General features: G+C 44.2%; 13 protein-coding genes. 2 read left to right on the top strand and 11 right to left on the bottom strand.

All coding sequences use genetic code 11. From position 1 onward, the window contains the following. Window positions 1-24: 24 nt before the first annotated feature. The 3 genes from F0145_RS02275 to F0145_RS02265 are packed head-to-tail and all read right to left on the bottom strand — an operon-like array spanning window position 25 to window position 2,712. The gene (locus F0145_RS02275; RefSeq protein ID WP_150086448.1) at window positions 25-267 is read right to left on the bottom strand and encodes a hypothetical protein; all 243 of its coding nucleotides are present in this window, start codon (window positions 265-267) and stop codon (window positions 25-27) included. Between the two features lie 47 nt (window positions 268-314). Beyond that, complete coding sequence (locus F0145_RS02270; RefSeq protein WP_150086446.1) at window positions 315-851, bottom strand: LSm family protein; 537 nt, start codon at window positions 849-851, stop codon at window positions 315-317. A 58-nt stretch (window positions 852-909) separates the two neighbouring features. Continuing rightward, entirely contained in the window at window positions 910-2,712 is a 1,803-nt protein-coding gene (locus F0145_RS02265) for a MutS-related protein (protein WP_223815769.1), read from the bottom strand. Between the two features lie 134 nt (window positions 2,713-2,846). On the opposite strand from F0145_RS02265, the gene F0145_RS26055 reads away from it, so the two are divergent. Next, the gene (locus F0145_RS26055; protein WP_190277447.1) at window positions 2,847-2,996 is read left to right on the top strand and encodes a DUF5989 family protein; all 150 of its coding nucleotides are present in this window, start codon (window positions 2,847-2,849) and stop codon (window positions 2,994-2,996) included. A gap of 137 nt (window positions 2,997-3,133) precedes the next feature. Continuing rightward, entirely contained in the window at window positions 3,134-3,688 is a 555-nt protein-coding gene (locus F0145_RS02260; RefSeq protein WP_150086444.1) for an O-acetyl-ADP-ribose deacetylase, read from the top strand. Window positions 3,689-3,695: 7 nt separating this feature from the next. Here F0145_RS02260 and amaB read toward each other — a convergent pair whose 3' ends face one another. From amaB to secA, 8 genes are all read right to left on the bottom strand, one after another. Next, window positions 3,696-5,261 (bottom strand): L-piperidine-6-carboxylate dehydrogenase, encoded by a 1,566-nt coding sequence (gene amaB / locus F0145_RS02255; protein WP_150086442.1) that lies wholly within the window; start codon window positions 5,259-5,261, stop codon window positions 3,696-3,698. Between the two features lie 156 nt (window positions 5,262-5,417). After that, complete coding sequence (locus F0145_RS02250) at window positions 5,418-6,929, bottom strand: Do family serine endopeptidase (RefSeq protein ID WP_150086440.1); 1,512 nt, start codon at window positions 6,927-6,929, stop codon at window positions 5,418-5,420. A gap of 196 nt (window positions 6,930-7,125) precedes the next feature. After that, window positions 7,126-7,563 (bottom strand): Hsp20/alpha crystallin family protein, encoded by a 438-nt coding sequence (locus F0145_RS02245; protein ID WP_150086438.1) that lies wholly within the window; start codon window positions 7,561-7,563, stop codon window positions 7,126-7,128. A 167-nt stretch (window positions 7,564-7,730) separates the two neighbouring features. After that, window positions 7,731-8,465 (bottom strand): porin family protein, encoded by a 735-nt coding sequence (locus F0145_RS02240; protein ID WP_150086436.1) that lies wholly within the window; start codon window positions 8,463-8,465, stop codon window positions 7,731-7,733. A 191-nt stretch (window positions 8,466-8,656) separates the two neighbouring features. Then, window positions 8,657-9,847 (bottom strand): M20 metallopeptidase family protein, encoded by a 1,191-nt coding sequence (locus tag F0145_RS02235; RefSeq protein ID WP_150086434.1) that lies wholly within the window; start codon window positions 9,845-9,847, stop codon window positions 8,657-8,659. A gap of 165 nt (window positions 9,848-10,012) precedes the next feature. Next, window positions 10,013-10,540, bottom strand: a complete 528-nt coding sequence (locus F0145_RS02230; protein ID WP_150086432.1) for an SPOR domain-containing protein — start codon at window positions 10,538-10,540, stop codon at window positions 10,013-10,015. After that, window positions 10,521-11,210 carry a deoxyribose-phosphate aldolase gene (deoC, locus tag F0145_RS02225; RefSeq protein ID WP_223815768.1) on the bottom strand — a complete coding sequence of 230 codons (690 nt, stop codon included), beginning with the start codon at window positions 11,208-11,210 and terminating at the stop codon, window positions 10,521-10,523. Before deoC ends, F0145_RS02230 begins: the two co-directional genes overlap by 20 nt. Beyond that, on the bottom strand, window positions 11,200-14,586 hold the full coding sequence (secA, locus tag F0145_RS02220; RefSeq protein ID WP_150086430.1) for a preprotein translocase subunit SecA: 3,387 nt from the start codon (window positions 14,584-14,586) through the stop codon (window positions 11,200-11,202). Before secA ends, deoC begins: the two co-directional genes overlap by 11 nt. Window positions 14,587-14,714: the final 128 nt, after the last annotated feature.

The raw sequence follows: 14,714 nt of genomic DNA, 5'->3' as shown, positions 1-14,714 counted from the left end.
AATATAGTTATACCCAGATAGTTGTTATTCCAAGCGTTCCTGAGCTTCCTGCCAGGCTTGGCCCATCTCGCGGAAACGTTGCAACGCGGCTGCAATAAAAGCTTCATCCAACAGTTTTGGAATATCGTTTTCATCCAGAATATCCATTTCGCTTACTTTATAAGTTTGTTCAAAAGAACCTTTTTCGAGCTTAACAATATATTTCCCGTTCCAGGAAAACACAGTTATTTTAACAGCCGGATGAGGTATTTCACTAATTACACGCATATTTTTTAATGTTAGGGCAAAGCTACAAACCAATATTGGGTTTAGTCTTAAATAATCTGGATGGTTTTGAGTTGCCGGTTTTTATTTATGTTGTAGGTGCGGCGGTTAAAGCCCCGGAATAATTGGCCCACACCTAAGGCTGATAATCCGGCCAAAGCAGTAACCCGGCCATTTTCTTTATCATTGGTAAATAAATAATTACCGCCCCCAATTAAGGTAAAAAGGGAGCCGACGCCCCGGATGCCGCTACCCAAACCATATAAAAACCTGCCCGCGGGAGCCCGCTGTACTACTTTTATTTTCCTGATTTCCCGGATAGGCAGCTCGGTATTAAAAATAACAATAGATTGTTTCCGCACGGCTTCTAGCTTGCCCGCGTAAAGTCTTTTATCATTGGTTATTTTAAAGCTAATCTGGCTACCAGGGTAAAAACGAATACGGCTAACCTTACCCGGTTTATCTAGTACCAGGTAATATTTTTTAGAAATATCGGGCACGGAAGTAGCTGCATCTAAGCCCTGCCCGTAGCACCCGCTAAAAACACAACTCAGCAATAAGACCAAGACCGCCGTTTGTTTCACCATTTACTTATATCCAATATTTTTCAGTTCTGTATGCGCGCAGCAGCTATTATATTAATTTTTATTTATCTATTTCTATTCCCATTAGTTGCATCAGTTTGCTGGCATTAAAGCTATGGCACAAGCCCGGTTGCAGTTTATAATCAAATAATATTTTATCTTCTTCAATGGTACTGTTAAAGCTGTAGTTGGTAATATATTCCGGATGATCTTGCTGCATGCCTCCTAATTCCAGGTCGTGGGTAGATACCAACCCGGCGGCATTGCGGGTGTGCATTTGCCTTATTAAAGCCTTTGCACCTTCGTGCCGATCCCGGGAATTGGTGCCTTTTAATATTTCGTCGAGTAAGTAAAAAACCGGGGTTGTATCAGTGGTTAAATCCAGTAATTGCCGCAGCCTTTTTAACTCCGCGTAAAACGAAGAAGTACTTTCGGCTAAGTTGTCTTCGGTGCGCATGGCGGTAAATACCTGCACCGGGTACAACCGGAACTGGCGGGCACAAACCACTGACCCGGCTAAGGCCAGCACCATGTTAACGCCCAAGGTACGTAAAAAGGTACTTTTACCGGACATGTTAGAGCCCGTAATAATACAGGTATGTCCCGCCCCGGCCATTTTAAAATTATTGGTAATGCGTTGTTGCGTAAATATTAATGGGTGGCCCAGTTCACCGGCATCCACTTCAAAAGGAATTTGGCTGAGGGTTGGTTGGGCATATTGCGGGTAAGCATAAGAAAAAGCGGCCAAACTGGCCAAAGCTTCTGTTTCGGCAATTACATCCAGAATATGTTCTAAATCCGGAGCCACATGTTTTTTCCATCGTTCCAGGCGGTACATCCAGTAAAAATCCCACATTAAAACGGCGTTCAGAATAAAGCTCATGTACACATTCATCCGGGCTGCCAAATATTCTACAATTACGGCTAAACGATGAATCTGAACGGATGCAGGCTGCCCTGCAATTACCAGGTTTTGTTTTAATGTGTTTAGTTTCTTTGCCTGCGAAGGACGGTTTTCGAGATGCCGAAGCATGTCGCGGTAACTGCGTAGCACATCGTACATGCCGCTGCTTTTTTCGTAATAATCGTCGCGGGCTGCCGCGTATTTATAACACAATAAGTATTGCACCAGCATAAATATTACCGCCGGATAACCGGTAAAACCGCTGAAAAATAAGACAATGCTGCCAATGGTTAAAAGCGGTAAAATAAAAGTAGCTACTTTTAACCAAGCTTTATCCCGGTAAAAATCGGGCGCTTTCAGCCAATCGAAAAACAGAAAAGGCTCTTCTACCTGGTGTTTGTAATGCAGTGCTTTGGCCTGCAGGTGTTGCCGCCAATCAATATCCGGGGCTAGTTCGGCCACAGTTTCCTGTCGTTCTGTTATGTCCAGCACCGATGCAGCATTGCTTAACCAATTAGCTATTTTTTCTTTTCCAATACTGGTAACAGCCCGGTTTATCAGCTGATAGACCGAATGTTCGCCAAAAATATCTAAATCGGCAGTGTAAGGGTGTTTTGCATTTTTAAATTGGCTCCCGCTTTCAAAAGGGTTAAGCTTCCCGTTTAAACGTTCTATTTCGGCTTCGTTTATATTCTTCAGGAACCGATTATGTTTTTGGTTATACTGTAGCTTGGTATGTTTTTTTAAAGCTACCAGAAAAAATATATACGCCACCAGCAGCACCACAAAACCCAGGCTATTTTGGTTGTAATAAAATAAATAGCCGCAGCTAACAGCACCGGCAATAAAAATAGCTAAACGTAACCAGCCCATAGCATTGGCTTTGCGCTTAAAACGTTCTTCTTCTCGGGCAAAAGCTTGTTGGCGGTTTAAAAATTCTGATTCAGGGGAATCAATCATAATTATGCATTAATTTTGAAAACAGGTTTGTTCGGGAGCGGGTATAAACATTTATACCCGCAACTGCAAAAGCATCCGGCAGCAAATATTAAAATATATTACGTAACTTTCTTAGGTATATTACTCAAGGTAGGATGGAACTCTTAAAAGATTTGTGGCAATATTTAAAAGAAAATAAAAAGTGGTGGCTGGCACCGGTAATTTTGGTGCTATTGCTCATTGGGGTGCTTCTGGTAGTTGGTGGCAGCTCGGCAATTGCGCCTTTTATTTACACCTTATTTTAGCATGTGGGTTCGGTTTAGGTACCCTTTATATTTGCTTTGCTTATTTTTAATAGGAATTTATTTCCGGCACTTATGCTAGGTAAACAATATTATAGTCATTCCTATTTTTAACGAAAACCGCTAAAATAAATTAATATATGGCTCATACCTGGCAAGAAGAAATCCAATCAAACAGCCGGCTGGTATTATTTCGGGGAGATATTACCAAGGTAGCCGTAGATGCCATTGTGAATGCAGCTAACAGTTCGTTATTGGGTGGCGGCGGCGTAGATGGCGCCATTCACCGCGCTGGCGGACCGGCTATTCTGGAAGCTTGCCAGGAAATTAGAGCCCGGCAAGGCTTTTGCCCAACCGGAGAAGCCGTTATTACCACAGCGGGCCGCTTACCAGCTAAATACGTTATTCATACGGTTGGTCCGGTTTGGCAAAACGGCGAAATGGACGAACCCGAGCAACTAGCAAATTGCTACCAGAACAGCTTAAAACTGGCAGTAGAAAATAGCGCTAAAACTGTAGCCTTCCCGAATATCAGTACTGGTGTGTATGGCTACCCCAAAGACAAAGCCGCACAAGTAGCTATAAAAACTGTGCGCAAGTTTTTAGCTGAGGATTCTTTTCTGGAGTATGTAGTTTTTGTGGTGTTTGATCAGGAAAATTATGACCTCTATCAGCGGCTGTTAGCTACCAAATAAAACTGGCTTAAATATCAAATTTTATGCCTTGCGCCAAGGGCAACTCGCTGCCAAAGTTAATGGTGTTGGTCTGGCGGCGCATGTAAACTTTCCAGGCATCGGAACCCGATTCGCGGCCACCGCCGGTTTCTTTTTCACCACCAAAAGCACCCCCAATCTCGGCGCCGGAAGTACCAATATTTACGTTGGCAATGCCGCAATCAGAGCCCCAGGCCGATAAAAAAGCTTCGGTTTCGAACAGGTTCGTAGAAAATATGGCCGAAGACAAACCTTGCCTCACGCCATTTTGTAAGGCAATGGCCTCCTCTAACCCACCGGAATATTTAATCAGATATAAAATTGGCCCGAACGTTTCTTCCTGTACAGTGGGGTAATAGTTTTCTACTTCCAGGATAGCCGGGGTAACATAGGTGCTTGTTTTGTAACCATCGCCGCTTAATATTTCGCCGCCAATTAATAATTTACCGCCTTCTATTTGCACTTCGGCTATGGCGTGCTCGAAAGCTTTAGCGGCGGTTTTATCAATTAGTGGGCCTACTAATATATTGTCCTGTAAAGGATTACCAATGGGCAGGTTAGCGTATATTTTTATCAGCCGTTCTTTTACTTCTTCGTAAACCGATTCGTGAATAATAAGTCGGCGCGTAGAGGTGCAGCGCTGGCCGCAAGTACCAACGGCCCCAAACACCACGGCCCGGAGCGCCATTTCCAAATCAGCATTGGATGTAATAATAATGGCGTTGTTACCGCCTAACTCCAGCAAAGCCCGACCCAATCGCGCCCCCACTGCCTCGCCTACTTTCTTGCCCATGGGCGTAGAGCCTGTGGCTGATATTAACGGAATTCGGGTATCGTGGGCCATTAAACTACCAATACCAGCATCGCCGATTACCAGGTTAAATATTCCTTCGGGCAGATCGTTTTCCTGTAATACTTCCCGGATTATATGCTGGCAGGCAATAGCTGATAAAGGTGTTTTCTCGGAGGGTTTCCAGACACACACATTGCCGCAAACTGCCGCTAACATGGCATTCCAACTCCAGACCGCTACCGGAAAATTAAAAGCCGAAATAATACCCACTATACCTAACGGATGATACTGATCGTACATGCGGTGGTTGGGGCGCTCGGAGTGCATGGTAAGGCCGTGGAGCTGCCGCGACAACCCAAGAGCAAAGTCGCAGATATCAATCATTTCCTGCACTTCGCCTAAGCCCTCCTGCACTATTTTACCCATTTCGTAACTAACTAAACGGCCCAGAGCTTCTTTATTCTCGCGTAATTTATTGCCAATCTGCCGCACAATGTCACCGCGTTTGGGCGCAGGCACTTTACGCCAAACTAAAAAAGCTTCCTGCGCACGGTTAACTACCGTGTTATAATCGGCGGCATTAGCCATTCGTACCTTCGCAATCAGGTTACCATCTACCGGCGAATGTATTTCCTTAATTGCTTCATTCTTTTCACCACCCTCATTTAAACCCGTACTCCAGGCATTATTTACCGCGTTAATGCCTAATTGCTCTAAAATAGTAACCGAAAAATAATTTCTAATAGCAGTTGATTGGCTCATGATTTCAGGAATTAATTAAAAATTTGCTGATGCGCTACTTTAATTACGTGAAAACCCAGGAATGTGATAATGCTTTAAGTAAAAGCAGCGAGATTTAGGGAACAAAAAAAAGCTCCTGTGATTACCACAGGAGCTTTTTTAATAAATATATTTCATTTATCGGCGACCGATTGGGTAGTAAGCCCGGCGGCCGTCCGGATAAATACCTTCTACCAATACACCTTCATCATCCGAATTCTTCAGCAGCCGCTCTACATCTTGTGGCTTCTCTACTTTAGATTTATCGATACGGGTAATAATAAAGCCGTCTTCGATGCCGGAATTTTTAAATTGGCTGGCCTTCACATTACTTACTTTGGCACCACCGTCGAGGTTTAATTTATTCAACTCGTCTTTGCTCAACGGCGAGAATTTAGCACCTGAGAAAGTTATGGCTTTAGCTGCTTCGCGTTTCACCACATTGGTATCGCCCATGCGGTTGCGTAAGGTTGCTGTTACGGTTTCGGCATCGCCGCCACGAATGTAAGTAACTTTAATTTTATCGCCGGGCCGGTAACGCGCAACCTGCTCCTGCAACTGGGCCGAAGTATTAACCGGAGTATTGTTAATGTGGGTAATTATATCGCCTTCTTTTAACCCGGCTGCTTGCGCGGCGCTGTTTTCGGTTAACTGCACTACGTAAATACCGTTCAGGTTCTTAATTTTCTTTTCTTCCGCCAAACGGGCATCCACTTCCTGCATCCGGATACCCAATAACGCCCGCTGTACTTCCCCGTATTTTAGGAGATCGTCTACTACCTTGCTTACAATAGCGGATGGTACGGCAAAAGAATAACCTTCGAAAGAACCCCGGCGGCTAGCAATAGCAGTATTAATACCCACTAAATCACCGTTCAGGTTTACTAAGGCACCGCCACTGTTACCAGGGTTTACAACGGCATCGGTTTGCAGAAAAGACTCAATTCCTACGTTGTTATTTTTATCGTCGGTGGCCTGAATAATACCAACACTGCGGCCTTTGGCACTAATAATACCCGCAGTTACGGTTGAGTTCAGGTTAAAAGGGTTGCCCACGGCTAACACCCACTCGCCTACTTTCAGGTTATCGGAGTTGCCATAACGTACTGTAGGCAAATTATCAGCTGTTACTTTTAACAAAGCCAAATCAGTGCTGGGGTCGGTACCAACCAGGGTAGCCTGTAGTTTACGTTTATCATCCAGTACTACTTCAATTTTATCGGCTTTATCAATAACGTGGTTGTTGGTAACGATATAACCGTTCGAAGAAATAATTACGCCGGAACCAGAACCCATAGAAGGCCCTTGCTGGCGATGGTAATTTTCAAAATCATCGCCAAAGAAATCGCGCAGAAAAGGGTCCATCATGTCGCGCTGCCGCGAACCACCTTTTGCGGCTGTTACGCCGTACTCCGTCATAACGTGTACAACGGCGGGCGTTACAGTTTGGGCAGCTGTAATAAAGTTTAAGCCTTCCGGTACTTTAACGTCGCTATCGCGTAACAAACTGGAGTACCGTACATTTTGGTTTTGCAGCTGTACTTGCTGTGCCTGCTCCTGATCGTCTAATAATTTATAACCTCCAATAGCTATACCGCCGCCCATTACGGCAGAAAGCACAAGGCCAAACATAAATTGTCTTGCTTTCATAAATAAAACAAATAAGGTTTAATGGTGTATTTTAATAAGTCTTGTGCCGGATTTCCTAATTACCCTGGATTATAGTAACGCTTAATATTTTAGTGTTAGTATATTGGCCATAGTTCCGGCTCTACTTAGCTTTTAATAACGGTAATAAAACAAAAAAGACGCCAAAATATGCGTCTTTTTTGTTTTATCTCAAAAATTATTTTATCTCAATCTGCCGCTTTAATACCTTCTGTGCATCTTTAGGTACTACTACAGTTAACAGACCATTTTGGAACTGCGCTTCTATGGCGCTTTCGTTAATATTATCGGGCAGGAAGAAAGAACGGCTAAACTTACCGTAATTGGTTTCGATGAAGTGATACTTGTTTTCTTTATTTTCGGTATCAAACTTCCGCTCTCCCGAAATAGTTAATTTACCTTCCTGTAATTCCAGTTGTACATCTTCTTTCCGGAAACCGGGTAAAGCTACTTCAAACTTAAAGGCTTCTTGTGTTTCAATGGCATCTACCTGCGGACGGAAGGTAGTTAAATTACGCTTAGTTGTTAAGCCTTCGGTAAAAAATTTATCTAACAGGGTACCATAGGTTTCTGGTAATCTGTCTAGTAACTGACCGTTTACTCTTGCTACTGTCATGGTTTTAATCTCCTAGTTTTATGTCTGAATTTTTAATTTCTTAATCTGATATCTAACTATTAATAAATTCCATACCAAACCAAAAATCCGACAAAATCCAGACACTATGACATTAAAAACTATATAAAAATATTAAAATAAGACTAAAAGTCAGTTAAATAATTATTTTATTTACTCGAATGGCTAGGTAATGTCCGGGGAAATGGCTCGCCGCCATGAAATAAAACGTAGCGCAAATCCAGACCGACAATAGGAGTATGCGCATTTTGCTTGCTAGCCGGCTTTATTATTTCTCCCGCGGCGCTGTATTCTGGCGCTTTACCCGTAAAATCTACCTGTTCGGTAAAATAAGGCGTAGCCGAAAATCTTTCGTTAAAGTTGTAAAGTACCTCCAGCCGTAAGCGGGTACGATCAACCAGTCGTTGGGCAATATTTGGCCCTTTGGGATTTTGGTAGCTAATATTATAAAACAAATCATAGGAAAGCCGGGGCCTGATAAGTCTTTTGCCTACATTAATATTTTGCTCTAAATCGGCCCGGAACCGGATGCGGCCATTATTATTGGTTGGCCACCGCAAAATATGCTCAAAAGAGGCCCGTTGCGCAAACCGGATTTTTCCGAAGGTACTTATATGGCGGGCGTAAACCTCGTTAAAGAAAATGCCGCGCGTTTGTTCTTTGGCATAAGACTCCGCAATGCCTAAGCTCCACTGGTTATTAAACACCTGTTCATACCCAGCCCGCACTTGTACCCGCTCCAGGCTTTCGGTCAGGCCTTTTTCGCCTAAATAATTATTTGCATCATCAAAATTAAAACGATAATGATTCCGGAAATAAAAGAAGCTGGTATTTTTTAGCACGTATTCTACCTGCAACTCGGGCCAGAAATTAGCCGGCCGCATTATTTTATGTTGGGCTAGGCTTGCCCCCGGAGAAAATAGAAAGCTAAAAAAGTAAAGCGTCACCCCATATTTACCCCAGCGCCCAACTCGAGGTAAAGTCCATTTCAACTGCACAAATGCTTTATTAATTATTAATATTATTCCCGAATATTTCTCCCGCTAAATGCTATTCCAGAAGCTATTTAAAGCTGTTAGCTTTTTAGTTCTTCCAATGCCAGCCAGGTCATTAAACCCATTCCTGTTTGCAGCGATGCTTCGTCCACATCAAAAGTAGGCGTATGTACCGATGAAGTAATACCGCGCTCTTCGTTGCGGGTACCAAGCCGATAGAAGCAAGCATCTACCTGTTGGGTATAATACGCAAAATCTTCAGCGGCCATCCAAATATCCAAATCTATTACGTTTTCTGTGCCTAAAAATTCTTCAGCCGCCGACCGCATTTTAGCCGTTAACTCGGGGGAGTTTTGCAAATAAGGATAACCTCGACGGATGGTAAACTCGCAACTGCCGCCCATGGCTTCGGCCATTTGTTCGGCCATTTTTTTCATTTTCTGGTGCGCTTCGGCCCGCCATGGTTCGTTCATGGTCCGGAAAGTACCCTCCATCTTTACCTCGTTGGGTATTACGTTGGTGGCACCGTTGGCTATAACTTTACCAAATGATAATACAGTAGGTATGCGCGGACTGGCATGACGGCTCACAATTTGCTGCAAGGCCACAATAATATGCGCGGCAATTACCACCGGATCAATATTAATTTCGGGCATGGCGCCGTGGCCGCCTTTACCTTTTACGGTTACATACAATTCATCGGAGCTGGCCATGTACATACCCGAACGTACCCCTACCTGACCGGCCGGCAATACCGGAAAAACATGCTGCCCGAATATTGCCTGGGGCGTTGGGTTTTGCAGTACGCCTTCTTTTATCATGATAGAAGCGCCACCCGGAATAATTTCTTCGCCAGGCTGAAAAATAAGTTTTACGGTACCTTCAAATTCTTCGCGCAATTGGTTTAATATACGGGCAGTCCCCAGCAAAGAAGCTGTATGTACATCGTGGCCGCAAGCGTGCATTACGCCTTCGTTTTTCGATTTATAATCTACTGCGTTCTGCTCATTTATGGGCAAGGCATCCATATCGGCCCGCAGGGCAATGGTTCGCTTCTCTGGATTTTTGCCGGCTATTAAAGCTACCACGCCTGTATCGGCCATGCTAATTGGTGCCAAACCGTACTCCTGCAATTTGCTTTTAACAAAAGCAGAGGTGTTATATTCCTGGAAAGAAAGTTCGGGATTGGCGTGTAAATGCCGGCGAATGCTTACCGTATCGGCAGCGAAATCGGCTGCCATTATTTTAATTGCCTCTTTTAAATCAGCCATAACTATATAAAACTGAGATTTCTAATTGAAAAGCGAAAGTTAATAAAACTAATCTGGTTTATCTAAAACGCAATGGAATGATAGTTTTAAGCTCTTATTAATCTGATAAAATTCAGATATTAGAAATATTAACCACTTAAAACAAAAAAGGCCAATCTAGGCCTTTTATTTTACATTTATCTGGTCCACCACAATCATGGCATTGGGCGCTAAATCTTTAATCCGGAGTAGTACTTGCTGGGCTTCAATCCGGCTGAAATAATCGCCTACTTTAACCCGCCAGGTAGGTTGTTTGTATTGCGGATAAACCGGTTCATCGGGTAACCGCGCCACAATTTCCGCCCTTAGATCAAGAGCAGTCTTTCGTTCCATACCAGTGTAGGCCAATATGCGATAGCCCTGCGCAAACCGGATAGATTTATTCATGTTGGCTAAAGTATCCATTAACGCTGCTACTTTGGTATTAACATGATTGGTTGGTATAGCGGTAGCAGCAGCAGTTGAACCGGTATTTGTTCCGGTAGCGCCGGCAGGCAAGTCAAATTTTGGCCGATATTTACTTAGATCTTCGGCTTTAGCAGTTCCCTCGATGCGCGCATCGGTACTACCGGTTGTTCTAACAGCGGTAGCACAAGCCGACATGAAAAAGAGAAATAATAAAACTAATACACTACTAAAGAAATTCTTTTTCATTTTTTACTAATTGAATACCCACCGAAGTACCGATCCGATCGGCACCGGCGGCAATTAATTCTTTGGCAAAGGCTAAATCGCGAATGCCACCAGAAGCTTTTATCTGAATATAGTCGGGCAAATATTTTCGCATTAATTTTACATCGTTAACGGAAGCGCCCCGGCTGGAAAACCCGGTAGAAGTTTTTACAAAATCAGCTTCGGCTTCGGTACATATTTCGCAAGCTTTTTTTATTTCTTCTTCGGTTAATAAAGCTGTTTCAATAATTACCTTAAGTTGCGCATTTTTAAAATGGCATAGCGTTGCCATTTCGCCAATTTCGTTTTCCACTTCGGCGTAGTGCCCCGATTTAAAAGCCGCCAGGTTCATGACCATATCTATTTCGGCCGCTCCGGTAGTTAAAGCTTTATGGGCTTCAAAAAATTTTACTTCGGCGGTTTGGTAACCCAACGGAAAGCCAATAACGGTGGCAATTTTAATATCATGTCCGTTCAGCGTGTTTTTGGCCAGCTTTACAAAACAAGGCGGAATGCAAACTGCCGCAAACCCAAATTCCTCTGCCTCGGCGCATAAAGAAACGATCATACGCTCGTCTGCATCGGGGCGCAGAAGCGTATGATCGATATAAGGTGCTATATTACTTTGCGTTTCTATATGCTTAGTCTTCAATAATCACACAACGATTATTGGTCACATCTTGTTCTACGTTCTTAAACTTCACATCTCGTACAACCCGACCATCGTTGTACCGAACACTTACTTTATCGTTCCGGTTAGCAACTTTGTGCGCCCGTACCGGAATGTGTTTCTCGGGTTCTGCTGCTGGCGGCATACTTGGTATGTTGTTACTGCCACCATCCAGGCCCGAATGTGCTTCTTCTTTTTCTAATTTTAAAGCCGGCGCTTTTGGCTGTGGCTTCGGACGCGCTTCGCGTACTTCCTGCACTTCTTCGCGTTCCTGCACCGGAATATCGGCCCGGAAAAGGAAAGATACAGTTTCTTCGTTTACTTTACCAATCATGCGCTTAAACAGCTCAAACGATTCGAATTTGTAAATCAACAGCGGGTCTTTTTGCTCGTAAACGGCATTTTGCACCGATTGTTTCAGGTCGTCCATTTCGCGCAAGTGCTGCGTCCAGGCAGTATCAATAGTAGCCAGCGCTATAATTTTTTCCATCTCCCGGATTAATTCCTGCGAATGCGTTTCGTATGCTTTCTTTAAATCAGCAACAACGGTTAACTGCCGGCGACCATCTGAAAACGGCACAGCTACATTCTGAATTAAAGCGCCCCGGTTCAGGAATATATCCGAAATAATCGGGTACGAATGCTCAGAAATATTTTTGGTCCGATCTAAATAATAAGTCAGAGCCTCCTGATACAAACGTTCGGTCAGTTGCTCCGGCTGCAGGCGCTGCATTTCATCGGCCGTAATCTCGCTGTCGAAACCAAACACCCGGATAATATTCAGTTTAAAGTCTTCGTAGTCGCCGCTGCCTTTGTGGTTCAGGGCAATATCTTCGGAGGTATCGTAAATCATGTTCCAGATATCGAGTTGCAAACGTTCGCCGTACAAAGCGTTCCGGCGGCGGCGGTAAACTACTTCCCGCTGGGCATTCATTACGTCGTCGTACTCCAGCAACCGTTTCCGGGTACCAAAGTTATTTTCTTCTACTTTTTTCTGTGCCCGTTCAATCGAGTTCGAAATCATAGAATGCTGAATTACTTCGCCTTCCTCTAAGCCCATCCGGTCCATAAGGCGGGCAATCCGGTCAGAGCCAAACAAACGCATGAGGTTATCTTCCAAACTCACGAAGAACTGCGAAGAACCCGGGTCACCCTGGCGGCCCGCCCGACCCCGCAACTGGCGGTCTACGCGGCGAGACTCGTGGCGCTCGGTACCAATAATGGCCAACCCACCGGCCGCTTTCGATTCGGGTGTAAGTTTAATATCCGTTCCCCGGCCAGCCATGTTGGTAGCAATGGTTACGGTAGATGGTTTACCGGCTTCAGCTACAATTTCGGCCTCACGCTGGTGTTGCTTGGCATTTAATACCTGGTGCGGAATTTTACGCATTTGCAGCATTCGGCTTACCAGTTCCGATATTTCAACCGAAGTAGTACCTACCAGCACCGGACGACCGGCTTTGGTTAATTCTACAATTTCTTCGGCTACCGCATTAAATTTCTCGCGTACGGTTTTGTAAACTTTATCGTGTTGGTCGGCGCGCTGGGCTACCCGGTTAGTCGGGATTACAACTACATCCAGTTTATAAATTTCCCAGAACTCACCGGCTTCGGTTTCGGCCGTACCGGTCATACCGCAAAGTTTGTGGTACATCCGGAAATAATTCTGCAAGGTTACCGTGGCGTAGGTTTGGGTAGCATCTTCTACCTTCACGTTTTCTTTGGCCTCAATGGCTTGGTGCAAGCCATCGGAGTACCGGCGACCTTCCATTACGCGGCCGGTTTGTTCGTCTACAATTTTTACTTTCTTGTCTTCGGTCAGGATATATTCAACATCCTTTTCAAACAACGTATAAGCTTTTAATAATTGGTTTACCGTATGAATCCGCTGCGACTTTTCGGCAAAGTCGTTCATTAATTTTTCTTTCCGGTGCAATTTTTCTTCGTGCGATGCTTCCGAATTATTCTCAATTGCGGCCAGTTCGCTGCCCAAATCCGGCATTATAAAGAACTGCGGATCTTCTCCCTGACCGGTAATCATATCAACCCCTTTTTCGGTCAGTTCAATATTGTTATGCTTTTCGTCGATGGTAAAGTAAAGTGGTTCATCGGCTTCGGGCATTTGGCGGGCATTATCCTGCAGGTAAAAATTCTCGGTTTTTTGCAGAATGGTACGCATACCGGTTTCGCTCAGGAATTTAATTAAAGGCTTGTTTTTAGGTAAACCCCGGTAAGCCCGGAACAAAGCCAGACCGCCATCTTTTTCGTTACCTTCTTTAATCAGTCGCTTGGCTTCTACTAATAAGTTACCAACTAGTTTACGTTGGGCATCAACCAACACTGATATACGCGGTTTCAGCACGTAAAATTCGTGTTCATCGCCGCGCGGTACGGGTCCCGAAATAATCAAGGGGGTACGGGCATCATCAATTAACACGGAGTCTACCTCATCTACCATCGCAAAATGGTGCTTGCGCTGTACCAGTTCATCGGTATTCCGCGACATATTATCGCGCAAATAATCGAAGCCAAATTCGTTGTTGGTACCGTAGGTAATATCAGACTGGTAAGCCCGGCGGCGGGCATCGGTATTGGGCTGGTGTTTATCTATACAGTCAATGGTGAGGCCGTGGAACTCGAACAAAGGCGCCATCCACTCGGAGTCACGCTTAGCCAGGTAGTCGTTTACGGTTACCACGTGTACGCCGCGTTTGGCCAGGGCATTTAGGAAAGCCGGCAGGGTTGCCACCAACGTTTTACCTTCACCGGTCGCCATCTCGGCAATTTTACCCTGGTGCAATACAATACCACCAATTAACTGCACATCGTAATGCAGCATATCCCAGGTAACTTCGCTGCCGGCCGCCAGCCATTTGTTGTGCCAGATAGCCTCGTCGCCGTTTATTTCTACGTTTGGTTTGCGGGCAGCTAATTGCCGATCTAATTCGGTAGCGGGTACTACTAATTGTTTGTTTTCTTTAAACCGGCGCGCAGTTTCTTTTACAATGGCAAAGGCCTGGGGCAATACTTCCATTAATACGGTCTCCAGGTCTTTGTTGCGGGTTTTCTCTAACTCGTCAATTTCGTTAAAAACCGCTTCCTTCTGCATAATATCCAGATTTGGCTCATCGGCTACTTTCTGGTGCAGCGCTTGTATTTTAGTATCTATATTTTGCAACCGCTCGTCTATAATGGCTTTTACTTCTGCCGTACGGTTCCGTAATTCGCCATCAGAAAGGGAAGCTAATTTTTTATATTCTTCATTTATTAAGCCAACGTAAGGGGCAATCTCTTTAATATCGCGTTCAGATTTGGTTCCGAACACTTTGGCAATCGTTTTTCCGATAAAATCGAACATTTCGTATCTACTTTAGAAATTAACAGTAATCGTCAAAATTAAATTGTTTTTCCGAATATTCGTAAGAATACCGGGTAAAACAAGGTATGCATTAATAAGTTAGATAAGTTTAGAACTATTATAAACCC

Origin of the sequence: Adhaeribacter rhizoryzae, from assembly GCF_008629685.1 — a bacterium.
Taxonomy (GTDB): Bacteria; Bacteroidota; Bacteroidia; order Cytophagales; family Hymenobacteraceae; genus Adhaeribacter; species Adhaeribacter rhizoryzae.
The sequence above is the reverse complement of the archived record's forward strand: the minus strand, read 5'-3'. Positions and strand labels throughout refer to the sequence as shown.

Excerpts from the sequence above, each read along its gene's own strand:
- F0145_RS02275 (WP_150086448.1), bottom strand. The coding sequence starts at position 267 with ATGCGTGTAATTAGTGAAATACCTCATCCGGCTGTTAAAATAACTGTG.
- F0145_RS02270 (WP_150086446.1), bottom strand. The coding sequence starts at position 851 with ATGGTGAAACAAACGGCGGTCTTGGTCTTATTGCTGAGTTGTGTTTTT.
- F0145_RS02265 (WP_223815769.1), bottom strand. The coding sequence starts at position 2,712 with ATGATTGATTCCCCTGAATCAGAATTTTTAAACCGCCAACAAGCTTTT.
- F0145_RS26055 (WP_190277447.1), top strand. The coding sequence starts at position 2,847 with ATGGAACTCTTAAAAGATTTGTGGCAATATTTAAAAGAAAATAAAAAG.
- F0145_RS02260 (WP_150086444.1), top strand. The coding sequence starts at position 3,134 with ATGGCTCATACCTGGCAAGAAGAAATCCAATCAAACAGCCGGCTGGTA.
- amaB (WP_150086442.1), bottom strand. The coding sequence starts at position 5,261 with ATGAGCCAATCAACTGCTATTAGAAATTATTTTTCGGTTACTATTTTA.
- F0145_RS02250 (WP_150086440.1), bottom strand. The coding sequence starts at position 6,929 with ATGAAAGCAAGACAATTTATGTTTGGCCTTGTGCTTTCTGCCGTAATG.
- F0145_RS02245 (WP_150086438.1), bottom strand. The coding sequence starts at position 7,563 with ATGACAGTAGCAAGAGTAAACGGTCAGTTACTAGACAGATTACCAGAA.
- F0145_RS02240 (WP_150086436.1), bottom strand. The coding sequence starts at position 8,465 with ATGCGGCCGGCTAATTTCTGGCCCGAGTTGCAGGTAGAATACGTGCTA.
- F0145_RS02235 (WP_150086434.1), bottom strand. The coding sequence starts at position 9,847 with ATGGCTGATTTAAAAGAGGCAATTAAAATAATGGCAGCCGATTTCGCT.
- F0145_RS02230 (WP_150086432.1), bottom strand. The coding sequence starts at position 10,540 with ATGAAAAAGAATTTCTTTAGTAGTGTATTAGTTTTATTATTTCTCTTT.
- secA (WP_150086430.1), bottom strand. The coding sequence starts at position 14,586 with ATGTTCGATTTTATCGGAAAAACGATTGCCAAAGTGTTCGGAACCAAA.